The following is a 20397-nucleotide window of genomic DNA, read 5'->3' on the forward strand; positions in this document are numbered from 1 at the left end:
TTATGAAATATTCTAAAGCAACACAGGGACGCATTTTTATTGTCCGTATGGATCATGGAGACGATATTATTGAACAGCTTAAAGGTCTGGCACTTGAAGAAAATATCAGGTCTGCTTTTTTCATAATACTGGGTGCAGCCGAACAATCTACACTTGTTACTGGTCCAAAGGAACCTTTGGTGCCTCCTGAGACCGTGCAGACCATGTTTAATGATGTAGGTGAAATTATTGGTGGTGGCAATATCATGATGCAAAATAATGAACCACTAATTCACCTGCACACTGCTATAGGTAACTCCAGGGATGTTAAAGTTGGATGTATGCGTGATACTTCCAGGACATTCATGACAGCTGAAATATTTATCATGGAACTGGATGATATCACTGTATCAAGAAAATATGATAATCAGAGGGGTTTTTCTCCAATAGAGTTCAATAGTTAAGACTTATTCTGGTAAAAAAATATCATTGTCGTTTGAATTCAGGTTTTTATCTAGAACCTTATCACATAATCTGTACCATTGGAATTAGTCATCTCTATGCTTGCGTGTAGCTGCTGTACCAGCATGTTGACTATTTTGAGGCCCAGTGATTTTGAAGTCTCAACATCAAACTCATCAGAAATTCCAATACCATCATCGCTTATATTTAATAGATACCCGTCATCAAGAGTTTTAAATTTAATTGAAATAGTTCCTTCACTTCTGTTCGGGAAAGCATGTTTGAAGGAATTGGTCATCAGTTCAGTCAGGATCAGGCCAAGAGGGATAGTTTTGTCAATATCAAGATATGCAGTATCAAGATCGTTGATCAGATATATTTTAGTTTTATATGTATCATGTGTTTGTACTATGAAATTTTCCAGGCTTTTAATATAATCTGACAATTCAATGTTTGCCAGTTTTTCTGAGCCGTACAATTTTTCATGAGCCAGTGACATTGATCTTATTCTGTTTTGACTATCTCTGAATGCATCTTTTATTTTATCATCGTCAAAATTACGGGATTGCATATTGAGTAAACTTGCTATTACCTGAAGATTGTTTTTGACCCTATGATGTATTTCTTTTAGCAGGAGTTCTTTTTTCTTCAACTCTTCCAGATGTTTGTGTTCTGTGATATCGATCATAAAACCCCGAAGTTTTACCGGGACTTTGTTTATCGTATCAACATTCAAAACATCACGTATCCATGCAATGCTATTGTCTTTTCTGAAAAATCTATACTCGAAACGGCGTGCAGTTCCACATTCCATACATTCACTGAAATATTTTACAGCATTTTCTTTATCTTCCGGATGTATGCGATCCATCCAGAACTGCATATCATTCCATTTTTCAGGAGGATAGCCCAGAATATCTGTAACCTGTGGAGCAACATAGGTCCACCTATCCTGCAAAAGATCATATTCCCACAATATAGCATCAGTTGACTCTGCCAGCTTCTTGTACTTTTCCTCACTGGCTTTAAGTTTTTCTTCTGCTATTTTGCGATCAGTTATGTTTTCATGATAGATAACGACAAGGTCCTGACCAATACATTTTCTGGCATGCATTATGAACCAACGTTTTTCATTCGGAGAATGGCAGGGGTATTCAAGGTCAAATTCATTACATTGACCCTTGATTATACTCATTATCCCATCGAAAGCTTTTTCAGCGAACTTATCTCCTTCAAGCATTGCTTTCTTTGTAACTTCAAGATAATTTGATCCTATATCACTATTTTTAAGGGAAGGATTATTGTTATTTTTTGCAAATTTCTCCCATTGTTTATTGTAGGAAACGACCATTCCATCAGGATCCAGAAGAACCACATTCAGGCCAAGGGTGTCTAGTACGTTTTTGTTGAAATTATTTGAGTGCATATACTTCCCCTTTGTATGTAGAATTATGTTTTTATAATCAGAGAAATATTGTTGGGTAGTATTTTTCATCATCATTATCATAATTTTAGATAATGTTGAACAGTGGTCTTCAACATTTTAGAATGTTTCGAAATTAATTTAATAAAAATTTATTTAAAATGTAGGTGAGAATACAAAATAAACGACCTGAAACCCAATCTAATTTTTTAAAAAGATCGTTTATCAATAAAACAACAATTGGTCGGTACAAATTGCAATTATAGGAGATCAGTTTTATATTTTTATTTCTTTCAACTGGTTTATGGTGGCAATCATTTCTTCCTTCTTTTCAAAATATTCGGTTTCAAAGGTCTCGACTATTGATCTCATTGGCACCGTCAGCATATAATATTTAAGTGGTCTTCCTTTATTGTTTGTTTTCTTTTCATCCCGCTCTTCGATCCATCCTCTCCTACGAAGAGTACGCATTGCAACACTGACCTCTGGCTGTCTAAGACCGGTAGCCCTTTCGATTGTTTGTGAGGTCAGTTCCCTGCAGGACACAAGGCATGCAATAGTAATTGCCTGTGTTCTTGGGACATTAAGACTCTGGAGAAGATCAATGATCTCAAAATCCTGATCAGCTAGGTTTAATGGTGTTTTATCCTCCATGTATATGACCATAATATTCAAAAGTTTATATAATTTATGTACCTGTATCGATTGTTAACAGCATTAATATTCATCTTCTATATTTCAAATAGCTCATCTATTATATTCAGTGCTAATTCTCACATTCACGGTCGCGTATTGTAGAATGTTTCTTACAAAAAAGTTAAAGCAGATATTAGCTAATAATAATTTTAAAGGATTGCAGGTACAATAGTTTATTTCTGGTTCTTATTTCATTCTTTAAATGAGACGGATCTGATGTACGAGCACATAATCGCATTTCGTCATATAGGCGCAAGAAAAAGGCATACTTTCTTTTCAATATTAGCTGTAGCACTGGCAGTAGCGGTCATAGTGGTAATGATGTCCATGTTATCCGGATTTCAGAATCAGCTTGTTCAATCCACTGTTGAACAATCTCCACATATAACTGTTAATCCTTCTGAAAATGAAGACAATTTATATCTTTACAGGCATTTCGCTGATCAGATTACTGGGATGGAGGGGGTTGCAGCAGTATCTTCTGTTATACTTGAACCCGGTGCAATGGAGTACAGGAACAACAGGGCTGGAGTGTCAATTGAAGGTATCTACCCGGAAGCAGAGCATGCAACTATGCGTTCAGGTGAGAATATAATTGAAGGTAGTTTTGATGCACTGTCCTTTGTATACCATGGTGTGGTTATTGGGAACAGGCTGGCAGAAGAGATGGAACTGTCTATAGGAGACAGGGCCAGTTTGGTGGCTCCTGATGGCAGAAGTACAACTGTGGAAGTAGTGGGTATCATACATACAGGAACTCCACGAGATGAAAATATTGTTTATGCAAGAATTGATAGAATACAGGATTTTTTTGATAAGAAGGGTGCTGTTTCACTGCTCAGGGTAAGGGTTGTGGATATTAATGAAGCTGATGATATAGCCGCTTTAATTGAAATGAACACAGACCTTGATGCTGTAAGTTGGATTGAGGAAAATCGTGAACTTTTCCAGCTACTTAATACACAGAGAACACTTATGTGGATATTCTATCTGTTGATCTATACAATAGCTGGCTTTGGAATTGCAAATACACTTGTGACGGTTGTTATGGAAAAGAAAAGGGAGATTGGGATGTTGATGACAATGGGTGCTTCAAGAAAAAGTATAACCTCTATTTTTGTAATAGAAGCAGCTATACTGGGAATAATTGGCGTTTTGATTGGCTGTACCCTTGGATATTTAGCAGCAGTATTGATTGGTCTTTATCGTATTGAACTTCCACAGGAGGTGTATTTTGGTATTGCTGAAATTCCAATGGATGTACAGCTATCCAATTTCATTATAGCTGCAGCTTTTGCAATAGTTGTCAATATGATCGCAGGGGTATTTCCAGCAAAGCAGGCTTCACAGCTTGATCCGGTTGAAGCCATTGAAGGAGAGTAAAGTGATTTTAGAAGCTACCAGCATTTTAAAGATACTGATCAAAATTTCTCATGTTATCTGCTGGAAATTGCTTCTACAGGGTCAAATGCTGCTGCTTTCTGTGCAGGGTATATTCCTGAAATAAGATTTAACAGTGATATCCCTGTAATGATCACCACTATATCTATTGCTCTTATTACCACCGGGATGGTGGTCATTCCAAAAATAGCGGTTTCTTCTGCAGGAATATCATATCCTCCAATTGCAAGGGCAGCTAAAATGCCCGCAACAGCACCAATGATAGCTCCCATAAACCCGAGTATCGTACTCTGTATGATAAAGATTTTCCTTATGCTATTCTTTGATGCTCCCATGGCCATAAGTATCCCTATTTCCCGGATCTTACCTAAAACAATCATATTCAGTGTACTTACTACCCCAAAGGACGCAATCAGTGCAATAAGGCTTAACATGATATTGTTTGATATTCTCTCAATTGCCAGTGTCTGCAGTATTTCAGGATTTGCTTCACTCCATCCTGTAGCATCATATCCCATCATGTTTATTTCCTGGGCAATTTCAAGGTCATTATGTATATTTTCAATACGAACAGATATTCCGTTAATTACATCAGGTGTTCTGTAAAAATACTGTGCTGTATGGATGGAAGTGTATACCAGATTCACGTCATCTGGTGTATTAGTTTCAAAAATACCTACTATTTTAAGTGAAGTTGGTCTTGCTTCCGGAAAGAATGCCTGGATAGAATCTCCCATTTCGACATCAAGCCTTTCTGCAAGTTCTTTACCTATAATAGCAGTGTTTGATGAACGGACAAGTTCATCAAAATCACCTTCAATAATATGTTCCCCTGTTCTGAACACTTCATGCTCTCTCTCAGGTACTATTCCTTTTATCAATACATTTCGACTTTTATCTTTATATGTTATAGAAGCTTCACCTGCAAGATAGGGAGATGTGGCTATTACCTGGTCAATTGTTTCTATATCATCAAGGACACTTCTGTAGAGGTAAATATATTCCCTGTCGTCTTCAGGTGAAATCGTAACATGGGACATTCTATCAACAGTGGTTCCAAACAGTTCCTGTGTAAAACCTGCCATAAATGCCTGTGAAACTACCAGTATCATGACTGCAAGGCCTATTGCTGCAACAGCTAAAAGTGTCTGGCGCCTTTTTGATCTAATATATCTGAGTGCAATGAATAGTTCGTAGCTCAAAACAGGACCTCATAAATATTATGCAACGAAAAAATAAAAATATTGATCACTTATAAGCAGTATGATTATTTACCTGATTTCCTCCCAGTATTCTATCATAACATCTATTATCGAAGCTTTAAATATCATTCGTCCCTTATCTTTCTTATATGTCAAATTCTTATATAAGAGAATGTTTTTGTAGAAATTTGTTCTTTTATGAATTTAACAATTAATTTATTATAAATGTTATACCAGATTGACCTGCGGTAACAATATATACGTTTGCAACACTGTATTACATTACCGGTCTTTAAATGGTGGAATGCAATGTCATATGTAGGTAAAGAAAACAAATATCAGATAGAAAAAGTATATGCACGAGAGATTTTGGACTCAAGGGGTTATCCCACAGTTGAGGTGGATGTGTATACAGGTGACGGATATGGATCGTTTTCTGGATTTGGTAGGGCAAGTGTTCCTTCCGGAGCATCAACTGGTACCAATGAGGCACTGGAACTTAGAGACGGTGATGAACGCTATGGCGGGAAAGGAGTTCTTGATGCAGTCAATAATATAAATACCCTTATTGAGGCGGACCTTGTTGGAATGGATGTGAGGGATCAGAGAGAAATTGATGAAATGATGATTGCAATGGACGGCACTGAGAGTAAAATGAACCTCGGTGCAAATGCGATACTTGGTGTATCCCTGGCAGTTGCAAGGGCAGCGGCTGACGCACTTAATATACCACTGTATCGCTATCTTGGGGGTACCAATTCTTTTACATTACCAGTTCCTACTATGAATGTTCTCAATGGAGGCAAACATGCCGGCAATGACCTTGCAATCCAGGAATTTATGATTCAGCCAAAAGGTGCAGAAAATTACGCTGAAGCACTCCGAATGGGTGTTGAAACCTACCATGAACTTGAACGGGTACTGGTTGATAAATATGGTCCATCGTCAACGAATGTGGGATATGAAGGCGGTTTTGCTCCGCCGATCAGCCTCACCATAGATGCACTGGATGCATTATTGATTGCAGTTGAAAATGCTGGATATTCCCAATCAGATGTCACGATTGGATTAGATGCTGCAGCTTCAGAATTCTATGATGGAAGACACTATCTTATCGACGGGAAAAAAATGAGTTCAGGCGAACTGGTAGATTATTATCTTGAACTGATCAACACCTATCCTATCATCCTGATAGAAGATCCTTTCCATGAAGAATCATTTGAAGATTTTGCAACACTTACCTCAGAAGCATGGGAGACTCTGATTGTGGGCGATGATCTGTTTGTAACAAATGTGGATAGGTTATCCCGTGGAATAGAGCTAGGGGCTGCAAACGCTTTACTGCTTAAGGTTAATCAGATAGGTACCCTTTCTGAGGCATTTGATGCATCTCTGCTTGCCCAGAGAAGCGGGTACAGTGTTGTGGTAAGTCATCGTTCCGCAGAGACTGAAGACTCTACAATTGCAGATCTATCTGTGGCATTGGGCGCCGATCTGATCAAGACAGGTGCTCCTGCACGCAGTGAAAGAACTGCAAAATATAATCAGCTTCTAAGGATCGAAGAGGACCTTGGAGAAGCTGCACAGTATGTGCAGCTATAATTTTTCATTTTTAATGATACAGAGTGGATTGAAAGATTTTAGCTCATCCATATTTCATTCGAGTAAAAGAGGTTTAATATATTATGCCCGGCTCTATGAAACACTATGGCAATGCTAATGGTGCTTCTTTTTATTTTGAGCATAATCATTATTTCAAAGGGTGCTGACTGGTTTATAGATTCTTCTGTATCCGTATCTGTCAAGTGTGGCATTCCTAAAGTTATTATTGGTGCTACAATAGTAAGCTTTGCTACCGTTGCACCGGAGTTCTTAGTTTCTATAATTGCAGCATTCATGGGGCACACCGAACTTGCTGTAGGGAATGCAGTTGGATCTGTTATCTGCAACATAGGGCTTGTACTGGGATTTGTAGTTGCTGTTAGAACCATACCCATTTCAGATAACCACATTCTTAAAAAATGCATTTTCATGCTGGTATCTGCACTGGCTTTAATTATCCTTACTCTAAATGGTACCCTCACAGCAATAAACGGTCTATTTTTGCTTTTGATATTTGCCGGGTTTATTTATTATAATTACAGGCTCCAGAACTCAATATGGAACATGGATAATTCACGGTCCAGAAAAGAAATGATGAGTGACATCAAAGGTGATATTCTGTATTTCATTACTGGTGCGTTAGCTGTGATTATTGGAAGCAGGTTGCTTGTGTACAGCGGTGTTGAACTTGCACATGCTATTGGGATTCCTGAATTAATTATAGGGCTTACACTTGTCTCATTTGGCACATCTGTTCCTGAATTGATCACAGCTATCAGTGCACTGATTAAAAAGCACCAGGACCTTTCAGTTGGAAACATCATTGGAGCAAATACCATGGATATTGCGCTGATACTGGGAGTTGCACCATTTGTCAGAGAAATTCCAATATTGCCACAGTCAATAAGTTATGACTTCCCGGTAATGCTGTTGATAATGATAGTTTTGATCATACCTGCATTTATCCAGAAAAAATTGAATCGATGGCTGGGTTTTGTTCTTCTGGGATTATATGCATTTTATATTGCCGGTCTCTTTATATGGTATATGTAAGGTGATTTGCAGATATATGTTTTCTCAAGAACAAATGATGCAGAGAAACTTTTATTTCACAAATTCAATCAAGGTTATTTTTTATAATCTCAAATTCTTCTTTGCTGATCTCTCCATTTTCATATCTAATCCTGGCTATTTCAACAGGTGACAGATTGTCAGAACTATCGTCTTCTAAAGATCTATTACTGTTAAATCCAATTTTTCTTAGCAACCAGAAGAAAAAAAGTATTATTCCAATAATGATCATTAACCAGAAAAAAATCCCTACCAATATGATGCCGGGGCCAAAAGCGGGAAATTCTGTCATTCCAAACATATTGTTGTGTCCATGAGTTGTGAAGCATTTAACACGATTCTATAATGTAATAGTAAGCTTTGATCTGATAAATGATTGATCCTATTATATCCCGTATCCATCTGGATAATTACTGTTACTGGACCTGAAAGGTATTTTTGTGAAATCTATTCATAAATTTCTCAGTCCAGTTCATTTTAATTTCATTTCATGGCAGACTTTGCATATCGCATTCTATGATTTGATCCCATTAAATATTTTGATGGAATCATAAAAGTAACAGTCGTTTATGTTATATCCATGAATTATTAAGTAGTAATCCTAAAAAAATATACTATGTTACACATAACCGGAATATGAGTGAGGAGAACTAAATGTCTGTAAATAATAACAGATTCTGTGACAATTGTGGATTGCACCTTAAGAAAGAAGTATTTTACAGGAATGTTCTATATTTTTGCATAAACTGTGGATATCTTATGTGCGCCAGCTGTATATGAGATTCGGGGTAATTCTCCAATTATTATTACTAATTTACATAAACTATTTTTTTATTTCTATATTATCCAATTACCTTCAGATAGTATGGTTTCGAAGTTCGTATAGATCATATTTTTCAGATGATAAATAGTCTGATAGTTTAATCTCATTCTTAGGTTAGGATTACCTTTAAATCACGATATGTCTATATAGTATTGCCAGATCTGTAAACATAATTTGTAATAGTGTAATAGATATCATGTTTAAGATCATGGTTTGCTCTCAAGTTTAGGAGATAGGATCATATCATGATGGGTATACTCGGGATAATTTCGGTAATTTTAGGTATCGTTTTTATTGTACTGTCAGTAATGATCTGGAAAAATAAGAATTATACAGTTTTTAAAAAATCGATATTGAATCTTATACTGCTAATCGTCCTTATTGCTCTTGTTTATGGTTCATTTGCTGTGGTCCTGATTACCTCTGATCATGCATCATATTATTCAACCGGTGGGCAAAATCTGGGTGACATTGAATATGATGAAATTCTTCTAAGTGCAGAGAATGCAGGTTACCTGGTTGAAGGACCCTATTTTGTAAATGTGAAGGTCCAGGATGCAACAGGATTGTATTCTCCTGAAATTTTGGAGGCTAAAGAACAATTTGGAGATGAATATCTTCTAAATTACGTGACACATTATTATACCCAAGATTCACTTATGGAAATCATGTTTTTTGATGAAGATGAGACCTCAGTAGTTTTTTTCAACTACAGTCGTCCAGATCCTTATTTTTCCCTATTTAGAGAAGAACACCTGCCAGATAACAGCTGGATTGTTGATAGATTTATGCATACCTATGAAATAGACAGTCAGATCGCTGGAAATTATTTGGAACTTCTAAAAGATAACATTCAGGATGAAAATGAGCCAAAGATAAGCATAAATATACCTGTATATCCCCAGTCAATATATAATGATCTAAGCGAAAGAAGTACTACCTCAAATATTTCTCCAACACATGGCGAGGGATTTGCAACACAATCCTTTTACTTAAATAATGAAATGATAGGCAAAATGAACTTTATAGTTCCCAATCACGAGATTAATTACAGGGTAGATGGTGCCAGATACACTGTTAAGCTGGATAAACTGGGTGGTATGGACCTGAGTATAAGAGCTGGTACCGGAGAAAGAATTCCGGAAGAAGAATATCGTGAAGTTTTCAGAGAAATGCTCACTAACATGGGTCTACCTCCTGAGTCATTAGATGAGTTTGAATTTAATTATTCTCCTTCAATGTGGTAAAAAAATATCTCTACAATGTCTTTTGTATAATAAATGTATAGAATCTTTGCGCTAAGCCTGCAGTAATAAGGGGATAAATGATCAAAAGTAATATCTATGGTCGATAATTATATATATGAGTGTTTCAGTGATTTGTTGTGTATATGCATCATATAAAAGGTACAGGTTTGGAAGAATAATGGCAGAAATGTTACAGGCACAGAAAACAGTAGAAATGGATGAAAGTATAAACATAAAAATGGAAGTTCTTACAGAAGAAGATGTAATTAATTTAAAAGAAAGGGAAGAAGAAGGCTTCTATTCTTGCGGTGGCCAGGCATTTATACGTTTGAGGTGAATTGTAGTCCTGTCAGGCCATGATAAATCTACATTAATTTTTTTATTTTGATATCAGTACTGGAATATTTGAATTCTTTATTATCTTTTCTGCTGTACTTCCAATAAGTACCTTTAATACCTTGCTTTTACCCATTGTACCTATAACAATCAGGTCTACATTTTTTTTATCTGCGAATGCAAGTATTTCTTTGCATGGATCTCCTTCCAGTAGAACAGTTTCTACATTCAGATTCTTGTCATGGGCCATTTTTCTTACATTCAATGTTGCCTCTTTTCCTACTTCTTTCAGGACATCGTATGGTGGAACCCACTCCCTTCCTTCAGAAATGGTGGCAAGCCTGGATGTGTGGATCACATAGACAGCATAGACTTTTGCTCCAGTTGAGCTGGCAATTTTGATTCCGTTGATTGCTGCCTGCTGTGAACAGGTGGACCCATCAGTTGCGATTAATATTTTTTTAAATACCATAAAAAAACCCCCTTTTGAAATTAAAGATAAATAATTATGTTTTATCTTCTTTGCTTGTTTCATTTAAGATCTTGTTCACGATCTCATTTATACGACTTGCCTTATCGATTTTTACAGTTATATCTGCATATTTTTGATAAAGTTTATATCTCTGTTCAAATATTTCATTTATTGTATATTTTTTCAACCCAATTACCCCCCTTCCTGAAGGATTTCGCATTCTCTCTTCGATAATTTTGAATGGTGAATCCAGAAATACGATTGTTGTTTTTTCCTTAAGATATTTCATGGCTTTTTCTGAATACACAACACTTCCTCCTGGTGAAATTACACAATCGTTATCAATATTTAGGGATATTACCGCCTTTTCCTCAATCTCAATGAGTGCATTGTCTCCATATCTGTCAATCAGTTCCTGCAATTTCATCCCCTTATCTGCTATAATGAGACGATCGACATCGATGAATTGACACCCTATTCTTCTGGCAAGTGCTTTACCAATAGTACTTTTACCCACTCCGGCCATTCCAATGAGTGAAATTCGCATATCTGTTATTTGGTGCTCAAACAACATTAGCTTTATTGCTGTAGATAGAAAATTAAATGTCATCTGGAAAATAGAGTAAGGTTTTCACTGAAATTTTTATATACAGCTCAGGTCAATAAACCAGAGGATCAGATAACTACAACAAACCAGTTTAATCAACAATTATATTATGATTGATAATGCTTATCTATATCTGCTAGATGAATCTGAAGATTATATAATGAAATTTAATATGAGGAAACTTCATGAGCTATCAACAAAAGATGGAAGAAAAAAAAGAATTTTTAAAAAATGCAAGATGTTGCGACTGCTTTTTTGTTGAAAGAAGAAGAAACCGTGCATATTGTACAAGATATCCAGAGCCGATAGAAAGATACTATGTTGGTAGAAAATCAATTGAACTGGTTCCTTTAAAGGATAAAGATAAAGTATTTTGGTGCGGTGAATTTATTCCAAAGTAAAGGGATGTATTCAGATATTTGACAAAGCTGTGCCAGATCATTTTAAAAGGTAGTTTTGCATAACCATTATTACCGTGGAAACCTATATTTTAAATACCAGTTGTTGTTGGCGTGAACTACACCTAATACAAAACACTCAGATGGTTCCCGCTTCATTCCCTGAACCAATGTTCACAGGTCCACAGGCTTTTCCCCTCGTTTCGAAGGTGTCAAATTCCAATTAGATTTTGTTTATCAAGTACAAATTTTTGATGATGATAGCTGCATCTTTGGTGGTTGATGCTTTCATGGCGTTTTGCTAATGATAATTTTGCCTTTTCTCACTGTTCTTTGAACCCTAATTAAAATGAGGTACAGAAGAGTTCACAGCAAAATAGTGACACAACCGTGATGAATGAAGTTTAGAGAATTCCCTGATGGACTATGGAATTATAATTTTTAGAGAAAAGTATAAGTGTACAAAAATAGATTATTGAATAGGGTTTATGGGGGTAGATATAGATGACAATACCTGAGTCGATTATGCTTGCAGATGTTTCGCTTATTTTACAGATCCTGGCCTTGATAATTTTAGTATATTCCATCCTAAAATTTAAAAGAAGCAATAGGAAAAAAGAAGATATTGACACTCATGGAAAAATTGCATCCATAGCTTTTGCTCTGGTTCTGATTACAGTTGTATACATGGCATATTCTGCATATAATCTTTTCCAGCTATGGATTTCAGTAGGAGTTTCTTTGACAACTCCAATCGTGATGCTTGTATCTCTGCATGGTCTTCTTGGTGTTATTACTCTAATCTTTGCAGCTCTGTTTGTGGCTAACAGATGGAAATGGAAAAAAGTAGGATACATGCGATCTATAGCAGCTACCTGGACAATTACGTTTTTGGGTGGAATAATAATCTATAGCTATATGTACCTGTGATTTTCAGATACATGAGTGGTTACTGTTTTTAGGACGCCGGGGTTGGGATTCGAACCCAAGCACCCCAGAAGGGGAAACAGGTCTCGAGCCTGCCGCGTATAGACTCCGAAGCATTTGTTTGTGTGCCGTTGGATTAGTCCGCTCTGCCACCCCGGCATTGCCGATATGAGAGTTCCTCTGGATTTATATAGTTATCGAAAAGATTCAGTAATCAAACAGTCTGGACTGATTGCTGCTTTCTGTATTCTGTGCCTTTACTTGTTTTTCTTTTTCCGGCAGTTCTATCCATCCATATTTTCCTCCACCACCGGCGTGTATGATCAGTTTTCCATCTCTGAAAGCTGAAATAGCGTTTACAATCTTTTCATCAACAACTTTAAGCCTTTCAATGTCTGTGTCCAGCAAGACCGCAACTTCACTACCAAAATCAGTAATTAGTTTATTCCATGCCTGTTGAACTCCCTTTGTATGGATACTTGAATGACCCAATGCCATCATTATAATTTCAGAGAGAGGAATAAGATGTATATAATCCGGACGATGGCTGGGGTGCATAGGAGCATCAAAATCGGCAAGTTCATTTATTCGGTCATATACTCCTTTTTTTATCTGTCCCCTGTCTTCAGGACATCTCCAGTTATTTTCTTTTGCAGATTCCAATGTAAAATGCTGGAAGCAACGGGTACAGGCAGTTTGATTATATTTACCTTCCTCAGGATAGAATCCTACATTTAATGTTGGACCGTACTTGTTTTTCCTGAGGATTGCAGATTTTATTCCATCAAAACTTATTTCAGGTACACTGAACTGTGTAAACTCTCTGGCAAGTTTATTTGGCCATGGCGAATGGGCATCAGAGTTTGTCAGGAAGGTCAGCTCGTGAAGTTCCTTTATCCTATCTGCATAATCTGTATCAGCACTTAGGCCAAGCTCAAGGAATGATATATAGCCTGTCATATCTTTATAGCAGTTCTGAAGAGAATCATGTGCTGCATAGATGGCAGTCCATGGTGTGAATGCATGTGAGGGACCGATCAGCGCTTCTACATCTTTTCCGATTTCAGCTATTTCGCATCCATCCATCTTAACAGAAGGACGCCCGTCTGAGGTTAAATTTCCCTGCTTTCCAATTCGTTCTGCAAGCTCTTCAGCCTTGGAAATAGAAGGAAGTATTAGGAGGTGATGTACCCTATTTATGTCTTCTACTTCAGTTGTGAGAACAAAATGGGTATTTTCGATTTTTATGGTTGAATCATCAGTGGATGCGTTTTTGATCTCTTCAAGCCACATTGGATGGAGGCAGTCACCGGTTCCTACCACATCGATTCCTTTTTTTGATGCTTCAGTTCCAATAGTATTCAGGTCCATACTTTTTGAAGTTGCCATAGAATACTTTGAATGGATATGAAGATCTGCATTTATTATCATATGACCTTATCCGATATATCTGAGGTCTTCTTCCTGTATCATTTTTTGCTGCTCTTTTTCCATTAATTTGGCAACAATCTTCTCCATTTCTTTAGCTCTTTCTTCAAGAGGTCCGGCATCCACTTCAAAGTCAAATATATTGCAAAGAACCTTTAACAGTGACTGTGAACTTTTCGGGTCTACAATGTATCCCGATGTCATGCCCATAAGGCAGGCAGCTTCTATATTCCTGAATTTACTAAGACCAAGAATCAGACCGGAAGCACCTACAATTCCGCCACCAGGTTCCCCTTTTTTGAAGGTGACTCCAGCATCTTTCAATTCTTCGATCATAGAAGGATTGTTCACAGCGCATATTACTTCATCTTTATGCGTTAACTGGCCTGTAGGAAAGCCTCCAAGAGTGTATATTCTTTCAACTCCAAATTCTTCAGCTATGTCCAGATATACATCACACAATTCATAATGTCCTTCTGTTGTGGTACTCTGATGGTCGCCTACCAGTATGAGGATATCTCTCTGATCTGATCGGCAGACATGTATCTCATTGTTTACAAGTCGAATTGTGTTATCATCATCGACAATGACCTGGGGAGGGAAATGAGGAGAATAAAGTTCTATCAGTTTTTCGGAGTCTATTTCTTCAATTAGGTGTTCTGCAACAAGCTTGCCTACATGACCAACTCCTGGAAGGCCAACTATTAATACCGGATTATTAAGTTCAATGTCCTCCACCAGTTTGACAACTTTTGTCTCATTCATAAATACTTTCTCTCCTGTATCTTACCCTTTCTTCGATATTTACCATATGGATCAAGTGGTGAAAATTTAGCCGGGCCTGGTATGACTGTTTTTTTGCCGCAAACCGGGCATTGGCTGTTCAGGGTATATCTACTGCATTCCCTGCACCTGAGAATTTTATGACCCACAGTTCATCACGCTTTTGCTGCTGTGTCGATGTGCCGGTGGAATACACCCTTACCACCAGCATTATTTATACTATCAATTGCAATCTGTGATGCTTTTTTGAGCACAGATTCCGCAGTTTTATAATCCGGAGCAATTACTTTTATTCGGTATCTCGGAGCTCCGATATAACTGATATCGATTTTAACATCTTCCTGCTTGATCTGAGCTGCGGCACTTAATGATTCTTTTATACTGTCAATTCCGCTGGGATGAGATGTTGTGAGATCCACATATCCAGTAATGTTTACAAAGGGGAGCTTGATATTCTCCTGGGCAATTTTTATAATACTATCTTTCAGCTTTTTGTTTATATCGATCTCTCTGAATGCCTCAGGTCCATTGATCGCAGCCTCCTCAAAGGCAGAATATGCACTTCCGAAATAATCATAAAACTGGTTTAGGAGGGAATCAATAGCTGCTTTGTCTGTATTTGTTTCCTCAGCAGCAAACTGCAGCCACTTGGCAGCTTTTTGCTCGTTTTTCCATTCCTGGATCTTCTCGCGCCTTTGATGCTCGTTTACATCCTTAAGAGAGAGATCTATGTGTCGTCTTGTGGGATCTACATTGAGAACCTTACATACAATCTTTTGACCTTCTCTGACATGATCCCTTACATACTTGACCCAACCGGCCTTGATCTCAGATATGTGTATAAATCCTTCTTTCTGGTCATATTCCTCTAATGTGGTATATGCACCAAAATCTGTCACATTTTTTACAGTGCATACTACCAGTTCACCGCTTTCTGGCCATCTGTTTTGATCCATTAATAATCACTTCATTGCTTATTCCAGAACTTCCAGTATATGAGTTGTGATTGTGGATTTTCCACCTGTTGGCTCTGCAAGGGTTCTTCCACATACAAGACAGGTTATTTTGCTGCTTGCACTGCCAAAGATAACCTGTTCATTTTCACAATCGTTGCATTTTACTCGCAGGAATCTACTTTTTGGGGCATCCATTTTATATTTCACTCCTTGAATTCAAACTTCTTTGCTCTAAAACAGGGTCTCTGATGAGATTTATTGCACTCTGAACAGCGATATTTCAGTGCAATTCTCTTGGTTGGCTTTTCTCCTGCAGGAACCTTTGAGAATTTACCACTGTTTCCGATTCCCTGCTGTCTTTTCTTTTGTCTTGTAATCCGGGTCAGAGTGGATGCTCTACCTTTTTTGACCCTTTCTGCAATATGTTCTGTGTGTTTTTTACAGAATGGACAATGTGTTCTAAATCTTTTTGGAATTTTCATGACCTACACCTGTACATTATTGGGTTAGCTTTTCTTTCTGTTATCAGGAATTAACTTTGCAGCACCCCTTTTAACAAGGGCTTTTGCATTCAATGATGGCAGACTTGCAATATCTTCTGCTTTTAGTTGATAAGTACGATTGTCAACTGCCAGAAATTTTGGTATATCCTTCAGTATTCGGACAACATCGTATTCTTTGTTTATATTACTTTTGCTTATATCCTTTTCAGTATCACTGGTTATTGGCGTCTTATCTTCAATCGGGTGGACAGGTTCAGATTTTCCGGATCTCTCATTCTGTTCATCATTAATGGATACTGCTTCAGTTGTGTCTTTTTTACTGCAATCTTCTGGGTCTACGAACTCGAAAGAATCAGGATTCAGGATTGGTTCCAGAAGTTCGTTTCTTGTACTGTTTATAGCTTTGAGGGTTTCATTATATACATGCTGTTCCAGGGGGAGCAGCTTATCAAGGTCCTGTTTTGATGAAGAGTTTGAAAACGCATGTGATGTTGCACGTGTAGTAATTTTACGCATACGTCTTATGAATATGTATTCAATATCCGTGATTGCACTCTGAAGTTCGTCTTCCAGCATCTTTGATTCGACTGACCTGGGGTTGTTTATTTTTCTTATTTCTTCTTCCAGTTCTCTGACATATTCGGCAGCTTTTGAGTAGAAATCAGATGGGATTGCTTTCAGGGTTGAGTTGCGTTCTTCACGAAATATTTTCCTTAGTTCATCAAGATCCATATTCTGCCACTCCTCTGCAGATCAGATGTATTGCAGCATATTCCGGGAGATTATATATTCCTTCCTCCACACAGAACTCTTTTCCTTTCATGTTTAATGAATACGGTCTCTTTACATTTATTTCTACACTTTCATTTCCAAAGACCACGGCATCAGTAAGCGGGTCAAATGTATCCAGCTCAGATGAAGAAAGAACTGTTACTTTCATGCCTGAACCTCCATGCAAAGATCCTGGAAGACGTATGAGTCTTTTTATATCTGAGGTTACCGGTTCGTCGACGTTTGCAATCATTTCATTTATGCCGGCATATGCAATTTGTTTAATGAATCCGACAGGCATTTTAGAAAGATTTCCGATCTTTCCGTTTCTTAGAAGGTCTATTTCATCTTCGTTGTTAATGATATCTATAAGTGTTTTTGCTCTTTTCTTGCCAATACCATTGTAGGAACTCAACAGATCAACTGCATTATCTTTTTTTATAATTCTCTGTAGATATGAAATGATAAAATTATTTATTCTTTTTTCCCATCCTCCACTGTTTTCACCGGGAAAAGATGATATTTTTGCATTTTCCTGACCTGCATCACCTGAAACCTGTTTTTTACTGAACATACTGTCAATACTCAGTCCAGTTGAACTTATATAATCAACAATTTCGCGCCTCTGGCTACTGTCAAGGTCATGTACGCATGGATCATTTATGTGCAGATGATATCCACGCCCCCCTGAGAACACAATTTGAATATCATCCTCTGAAAACCCGAAGTCATCCTCTAAAAAATCGTATAATTTGAATGTTTCCGTTTTAACATGCTCCAGCATCTCAGAATATGAAGTTGGTGCACCAGGTAGATGATCTGCATCAAGGTCAAATATTAAGTCTGCTCCCAGCCAGTCCTTTTCTTTCATTGTGGATGCAGCAGGGTATCTGTAATAAGCTACAGAGTAATAGCAATGGGATGGGACCATACCCTCCAGGTACTCATTTACCTCTCCTGCTGAACCAAACGATTTGTGCCTTCGCATCACTATCTGCGGCATTTCATCAAAAAGTATGAATCCCCATTCCCTGGATGGATAATCCACTGGAGGATTCACAGAGTTATTTTTATAATAATTTTGAAACCTTTCCTTAAGGTATTGTTTTGTTATGAGATTCATTCTCATTCATTCCTGAGTGATAAACAAATTGATTCGTTTATGTATCCAGTGATTGTATCTGATTCTATTTTACTATATTCATGGACCCAATTGCAGAGTCTATACGTAACTTGAAGATTCAGATGTCTGTACAATTATGCATATGTGAATCATGGATAAATCTAATATAGTCCACTAAAACATTATACGCAGTATATGAAAGATGAAATGTCAAGTGCTGATGTGTCTGCTCTGGTGTATGAGCTTGTGCATGGCCCCTATAATCTTATCGATGCAAAGATAGGAAAGATATATCAACCTTTTTCTGATGAGATCCGAATTAATCTTTTTATCCATGGAAAGGGACGAGATAATCTGATTCTGGAAGCTGGAAAAAGGGCCCACATAAGCAAAAACCTGCCTCCCAATCCAAAACTACCTCCCTCGTTTCCAATGCTTCTAAGGAAACATCTCTCAGGGGGCAGGATTCTGGATATCAGCCAGTATGATTTTGACCGGATTATTGAGATCAGGATTGTGCGAGGTGGTGTTGAAACCGTGCTTGTAGCTGAATTATTTGCACGGGGAAATATTGTTCTTCTGGATAGCGAAAGAAAAATAATTCTCCCAATGAAGCCTGTAACATTCCGGGGACGAAAAATCCGTAGTGGTGAAACATATGAATATCCGGAATCCAAGGTAAATCCTCTGGAAATAACAGAAGAGAAAATGAAGGACCTACTTTATACTTCAACCAGTGATCTTGTACGCACAATTGCAACAAAAATGAATCTTGGTGGAAATCTCTCAGAAGAGATATGTTTGGTTTCGGGAATTGATAAGAACAGGTCTGCAAAAGAGATTGATGATCAGGAAATATCAATTCTCTGTGAATCTGTAAACGATGTATTGTCACCTCTTGTATCTGGTGATCTGAAGCCAAATATAGTGAAGAAGAAAAATGATGATCTTGAACCTATAAATGTAAATCCTTTTGACCTGAAGATATTTGAAAAATATGAAAAGGAATATTATGAATCCTTCAATGAAGCTCTGGATGAATATTTCGGAAAGGCTTCCCTTGAAAAGGTGGATGAAAAGGTAGAAACTGTAAAAAAAGATAAAGCAGGTGTATTTGAAAGACGTCTACAGCAGCAGAAGACCGCAATCAGCAAATTTGAAAAGCAGGCTGAAAAATATGTCCAGGCTGCAGAAAAGATATACTCCTATTATCAGGATATTGAACATATAACAGACGCTCTCAATAATGCAAGGAGCAAAGGTTATTCCTGGAGTGAAATAAAATCTATCATAAAAAGCTCAAAAGACAGTACACAAGCCGCAAAATCAATTATTAATATTGATCCTGGAAAAGGAATTATTGTGCTTGATCTTGATGGAACAAATGTTGAAATCAACATCAATAAATCAATTCCGCAGAATGCTGAAATGTATTATGAAAAGGCAAAAAAAGTTACACGAAAAAGAGATGGTGCTCTGAAAGCTCTTGAAGAAACAAAAGCTTCCATGCAGAAAAAGGAAAAGAAAGAACCCAGTAAAAGAAAGATCATAAGAAAACCTTCATGGTATGAAAGGTTCAGATGGTTTATCTCCTCAGATGGTTTTCTTGTAGTAGGTGGAAGAGACGCTGATACCAATGAAGAAATTGTGAAGAAATATATGGAAAAAAGAGATCTGTTTTTCCACACCCAGGCACCGGGTGCACCAGTAACAATTATAAAAACTGAAGGAAAAGAAGTACCCTCCACCACAATTGAAGAGGCATCCCGGTTTGTAGTTTCCTATTCCAGTCTCTGGAAGCTGGGTCATTTTGCAGGAGATTGCTATATGGTAAAACCGGAACAGGTTTCAAAGACACCCGAATCCGGTGAATACCTGAAAAAAGGGTCCTTTGTAATACGCGGAGAACGGAATTACTTCAAAAATGTGCCTATGAGAGTTGCAGTTGGGATTGAAAAAGATACTCCAAGAGTAATAGGTGGTCCGGTATCAGCCATTACGAAATGGGGCGAGCATATTATTGAGCTGATTCCAGGTAAGTTCAACCAGAACGATATTGCAAAGAAGATATATCGTATATTAGTGGATAGTGTAGAAGATGTATCTCTTGTAAGGCAGATCGCTTCTCCGGACAAGATTGCCCGGATGCTTCCACCCGGTGGCTCTGATATTGTATGATCGGAGGTA

23 protein-coding genes and 1 tRNA gene are annotated in these 20397 nt (G+C 37.5%); 9 read left to right on the forward strand and 15 right to left on the reverse strand.

Going from position 1 to position 20397, the window contains the following annotated elements; all coding sequences use genetic code 11:
• Positions 1-2: 2 nt before the first annotated feature.
• Positions 3-443, forward strand: coding sequence for a PPC domain-containing DNA-binding protein (locus MZHIL_RS02025; RefSeq protein ID WP_013897709.1), 441 nt, complete (start codon positions 3-5; stop codon positions 441-443).
• A 50-nt stretch (positions 444-493) separates the two neighbouring features.
• Here the strand turns inward: MZHIL_RS02025 and MZHIL_RS02030 are convergent, their stop codons facing one another.
• Together MZHIL_RS02030 and MZHIL_RS02035 are read right to left on the reverse strand one after the other, a co-directional pair.
• Entirely contained in the window at positions 494-1867 is a 1374-nt protein-coding gene (locus MZHIL_RS02030; RefSeq protein ID WP_013897710.1) for a sensor histidine kinase, read from the reverse strand.
• Positions 1868-2140: 273 nt separating this feature from the next.
• Positions 2141-2518, reverse strand: a complete 378-nt coding sequence (locus tag MZHIL_RS02035; RefSeq protein WP_048815601.1) for a transcriptional regulator — start codon at positions 2516-2518, stop codon at positions 2141-2143.
• 258 nt (positions 2519-2776) lie between these two features.
• Between MZHIL_RS02035 and MZHIL_RS02040 the strand changes: the two genes are divergently transcribed.
• Positions 2777-3943: an ABC transporter permease gene (locus MZHIL_RS02040; RefSeq protein WP_013897712.1), complete on the forward strand. Its 1167-nt coding sequence runs from the start codon at positions 2777-2779 to the stop codon at positions 3941-3943.
• 53 nt (positions 3944-3996) lie between these two features.
• Here MZHIL_RS02040 and MZHIL_RS02045 read toward each other — a convergent pair whose 3' ends face one another.
• Positions 3997-5163, reverse strand: a complete 1167-nt coding sequence (locus MZHIL_RS02045) for an ABC transporter permease (RefSeq protein ID WP_013897713.1) — start codon at positions 5161-5163, stop codon at positions 3997-3999.
• A 309-nt stretch (positions 5164-5472) separates the two neighbouring features.
• Between MZHIL_RS02045 and eno the strand changes: the two genes are divergently transcribed.
• Positions 5473-6765, forward strand: coding sequence for a phosphopyruvate hydratase (gene eno / locus MZHIL_RS02050; protein WP_013897714.1), 1293 nt, complete (start codon positions 5473-5475; stop codon positions 6763-6765).
• Positions 6766-6870: 105 nt separating this feature from the next.
• Positions 6871-7818, forward strand: coding sequence for a calcium/sodium antiporter (locus MZHIL_RS02055; RefSeq protein ID WP_013897715.1), 948 nt, complete (start codon positions 6871-6873; stop codon positions 7816-7818).
• A gap of 64 nt (positions 7819-7882) precedes the next feature.
• On the opposite strand, the gene MZHIL_RS02060 is transcribed toward MZHIL_RS02055, so the two are convergent.
• The gene (locus MZHIL_RS02060) at positions 7883-8068 is read right to left on the reverse strand and encodes an SHOCT domain-containing protein (protein ID WP_157209615.1); all 186 of its coding nucleotides are present in this window, start codon (positions 8066-8068) and stop codon (positions 7883-7885) included.
• An 836-nt stretch (positions 8069-8904) separates the two neighbouring features.
• On the opposite strand from MZHIL_RS02060, the gene MZHIL_RS02065 reads away from it, so the two are divergent.
• Both MZHIL_RS02065 and MZHIL_RS10450 read left to right on the forward strand, forming a co-directional pair.
• Complete coding sequence (locus tag MZHIL_RS02065; RefSeq protein WP_013897717.1) at positions 8905-9906, forward strand: hypothetical protein; 1002 nt, start codon at positions 8905-8907, stop codon at positions 9904-9906.
• Between the two features lie 178 nt (positions 9907-10084).
• Positions 10085-10243 (forward strand): hypothetical protein, encoded by a 159-nt coding sequence (locus MZHIL_RS10450; protein WP_013897718.1) that lies wholly within the window; start codon positions 10085-10087, stop codon positions 10241-10243.
• Between the two features lie 42 nt (positions 10244-10285).
• Here the strand turns inward: MZHIL_RS10450 and MZHIL_RS02070 are convergent, their stop codons facing one another.
• Positions 10286-10714, reverse strand: a complete 429-nt coding sequence (locus MZHIL_RS02070; RefSeq protein ID WP_013897719.1) for a universal stress protein — start codon at positions 10712-10714, stop codon at positions 10286-10288.
• Positions 10715-10748: 34 nt separating this feature from the next.
• On the reverse strand, positions 10749-11261 hold the full coding sequence (locus tag MZHIL_RS02075; RefSeq protein ID WP_048815602.1) for a shikimate kinase: 513 nt from the start codon (positions 11259-11261) through the stop codon (positions 10749-10751).
• Between the two features lie 245 nt (positions 11262-11506).
• On the opposite strand from MZHIL_RS02075, the gene MZHIL_RS02080 reads away from it, so the two are divergent.
• Both MZHIL_RS02080 and MZHIL_RS02085 read left to right on the forward strand, forming a co-directional pair.
• Entirely contained in the window at positions 11507-11722 is a 216-nt protein-coding gene (locus tag MZHIL_RS02080) for a hypothetical protein (RefSeq protein ID WP_013897721.1), read from the forward strand.
• Positions 11723-12223: 501 nt separating this feature from the next.
• Positions 12224-12649, forward strand: coding sequence for a hypothetical protein (locus MZHIL_RS02085; protein ID WP_013897722.1), 426 nt, complete (start codon positions 12224-12226; stop codon positions 12647-12649).
• Between the two features lie 34 nt (positions 12650-12683).
• On the opposite strand, the gene MZHIL_RS10455 is transcribed toward MZHIL_RS02085, so the two are convergent.
• The 9 genes from MZHIL_RS10455 to priS form a co-directional block, all read right to left on the reverse strand.
• A tRNA-Ser gene (locus MZHIL_RS10455) sits at positions 12684-12805 on the reverse strand.
• Positions 12806-12853: 48 nt separating this feature from the next.
• Entirely contained in the window at positions 12854-14077 is a 1224-nt protein-coding gene (locus MZHIL_RS02090; RefSeq protein ID WP_013897723.1) for a TIGR00375 family protein, read from the reverse strand.
• A 6-nt stretch (positions 14078-14083) separates the two neighbouring features.
• Positions 14084-14839 (reverse strand): proteasome assembly chaperone family protein, encoded by a 756-nt coding sequence (locus tag MZHIL_RS02095; RefSeq protein WP_013897724.1) that lies wholly within the window; start codon positions 14837-14839, stop codon positions 14084-14086.
• Positions 14836-15006 (reverse strand): RNA-protein complex protein Nop10, encoded by a 171-nt coding sequence (locus tag MZHIL_RS10265; RefSeq protein ID WP_013897725.1) that lies wholly within the window; start codon positions 15004-15006, stop codon positions 14836-14838. The genes MZHIL_RS02095 and MZHIL_RS10265 overlap by 4 nt, the downstream gene beginning before the upstream one ends.
• A gap of 6 nt (positions 15007-15012) precedes the next feature.
• Complete coding sequence (locus tag MZHIL_RS02100; protein ID WP_013897726.1) at positions 15013-15813, reverse strand: translation initiation factor IF-2 subunit alpha; 801 nt, start codon at positions 15811-15813, stop codon at positions 15013-15015.
• Between the two features lie 18 nt (positions 15814-15831).
• The gene (locus MZHIL_RS02105; RefSeq protein WP_013897727.1) at positions 15832-16008 is read right to left on the reverse strand and encodes a 30S ribosomal protein S27e; all 177 of its coding nucleotides are present in this window, start codon (positions 16006-16008) and stop codon (positions 15832-15834) included.
• 8 nt (positions 16009-16016) lie between these two features.
• Entirely contained in the window at positions 16017-16295 is a 279-nt protein-coding gene (locus MZHIL_RS02110) for a 50S ribosomal protein L44e (RefSeq protein ID WP_013897728.1), read from the reverse strand.
• Between the two features lie 24 nt (positions 16296-16319).
• The gene (locus MZHIL_RS02115) at positions 16320-17048 is read right to left on the reverse strand and encodes a DNA replication complex subunit Gins51 (RefSeq protein ID WP_013897729.1); all 729 of its coding nucleotides are present in this window, start codon (positions 17046-17048) and stop codon (positions 16320-16322) included.
• Entirely contained in the window at positions 17038-18210 is a 1173-nt protein-coding gene (gene priS, locus MZHIL_RS02120; RefSeq protein ID WP_013897730.1) for a DNA primase catalytic subunit PriS, read from the reverse strand. The genes MZHIL_RS02115 and priS overlap by 11 nt, the downstream gene beginning before the upstream one ends.
• Positions 18211-18405: 195 nt before the next feature.
• Here priS and rqcH point away from each other — a divergent pair, with 195 nt between their 5' ends.
• Positions 18406-20388, forward strand: a complete 1983-nt coding sequence (gene rqcH / locus MZHIL_RS02125; RefSeq protein WP_013897731.1) for a ribosome rescue protein RqcH — start codon at positions 18406-18408, stop codon at positions 20386-20388.
• Positions 20389-20397 lie beyond the last annotated feature (9 nt).

The organism is Methanosalsum zhilinae DSM 4017 (genome assembly GCF_000217995.1).
Taxonomy (GTDB): Archaea; Halobacteriota; Methanosarcinia; order Methanosarcinales; family Methanosarcinaceae; genus Methanosalsum; species Methanosalsum zhilinae.

Coding starts and splice junctions, on each gene's coding strand:
- rqcH (WP_013897731.1), top strand. CDS start 18,406: ATGAAAGATGAAATGTCAAGTGCTGATGTGTCTGCTCTGGTGTATGAG.
- MZHIL_RS02070 (WP_013897719.1), bottom strand. CDS start 10,714: ATGGTATTTAAAAAAATATTAATCGCAACTGATGGGTCCACCTGTTCA.
- MZHIL_RS02025 (WP_013897709.1), top strand. CDS start 3: ATGAAATATTCTAAAGCAACACAGGGACGCATTTTTATTGTCCGTATG.
- MZHIL_RS02065 (WP_013897717.1), top strand. CDS start 8,905: ATGATGGGTATACTCGGGATAATTTCGGTAATTTTAGGTATCGTTTTT.
- MZHIL_RS02080 (WP_013897721.1), top strand. CDS start 11,507: ATGAGCTATCAACAAAAGATGGAAGAAAAAAAAGAATTTTTAAAAAAT.
- MZHIL_RS02115 (WP_013897729.1), bottom strand. CDS start 17,048: ATGGATCTTGATGAACTAAGGAAAATATTTCGTGAAGAACGCAACTCA.
- MZHIL_RS02030 (WP_013897710.1), bottom strand. CDS start 1,867: ATGCACTCAAATAATTTCAACAAAAACGTACTAGACACCCTTGGCCTG.
- priS (WP_013897730.1), bottom strand. CDS start 18,210: ATGAATCTCATAACAAAACAATACCTTAAGGAAAGGTTTCAAAATTAT.
- MZHIL_RS02075 (WP_048815602.1), bottom strand. CDS start 11,261: ATGCGAATTTCACTCATTGGAATGGCCGGAGTGGGTAAAAGTACTATT.
- MZHIL_RS02060 (WP_157209615.1), bottom strand. CDS start 8,068: ATGATCATTATTGGAATAATACTTTTTTTCTTCTGGTTGCTAAGAAAA.
- MZHIL_RS02105 (WP_013897727.1), bottom strand. CDS start 16,008: ATGGATGCCCCAAAAAGTAGATTCCTGCGAGTAAAATGCAACGATTGT.
- MZHIL_RS02110 (WP_013897728.1), bottom strand. CDS start 16,295: ATGAAAATTCCAAAAAGATTTAGAACACATTGTCCATTCTGTAAAAAA.
- MZHIL_RS02055 (WP_013897715.1), top strand. CDS start 6,871: ATGGCAATGCTAATGGTGCTTCTTTTTATTTTGAGCATAATCATTATT.
- MZHIL_RS02095 (WP_013897724.1), bottom strand. CDS start 14,839: ATGAATGAGACAAAAGTTGTCAAACTGGTGGAGGACATTGAACTTAAT.
- eno (WP_013897714.1), top strand. CDS start 5,473: ATGTCATATGTAGGTAAAGAAAACAAATATCAGATAGAAAAAGTATAT.
- MZHIL_RS02085 (WP_013897722.1), top strand. CDS start 12,224: ATGACAATACCTGAGTCGATTATGCTTGCAGATGTTTCGCTTATTTTA.
- MZHIL_RS02100 (WP_013897726.1), bottom strand. CDS start 15,813: ATGGATCAAAACAGATGGCCAGAAAGCGGTGAACTGGTAGTATGCACT.
- MZHIL_RS02035 (WP_048815601.1), bottom strand. CDS start 2,518: ATGGAGGATAAAACACCATTAAACCTAGCTGATCAGGATTTTGAGATC.
- MZHIL_RS02090 (WP_013897723.1), bottom strand. CDS start 14,077: ATGATAATAAATGCAGATCTTCATATCCATTCAAAGTATTCTATGGCA.
- MZHIL_RS10450 (WP_013897718.1), top strand. CDS start 10,085: ATGGCAGAAATGTTACAGGCACAGAAAACAGTAGAAATGGATGAAAGT.
- MZHIL_RS02040 (WP_013897712.1), top strand. CDS start 2,777: ATGTACGAGCACATAATCGCATTTCGTCATATAGGCGCAAGAAAAAGG.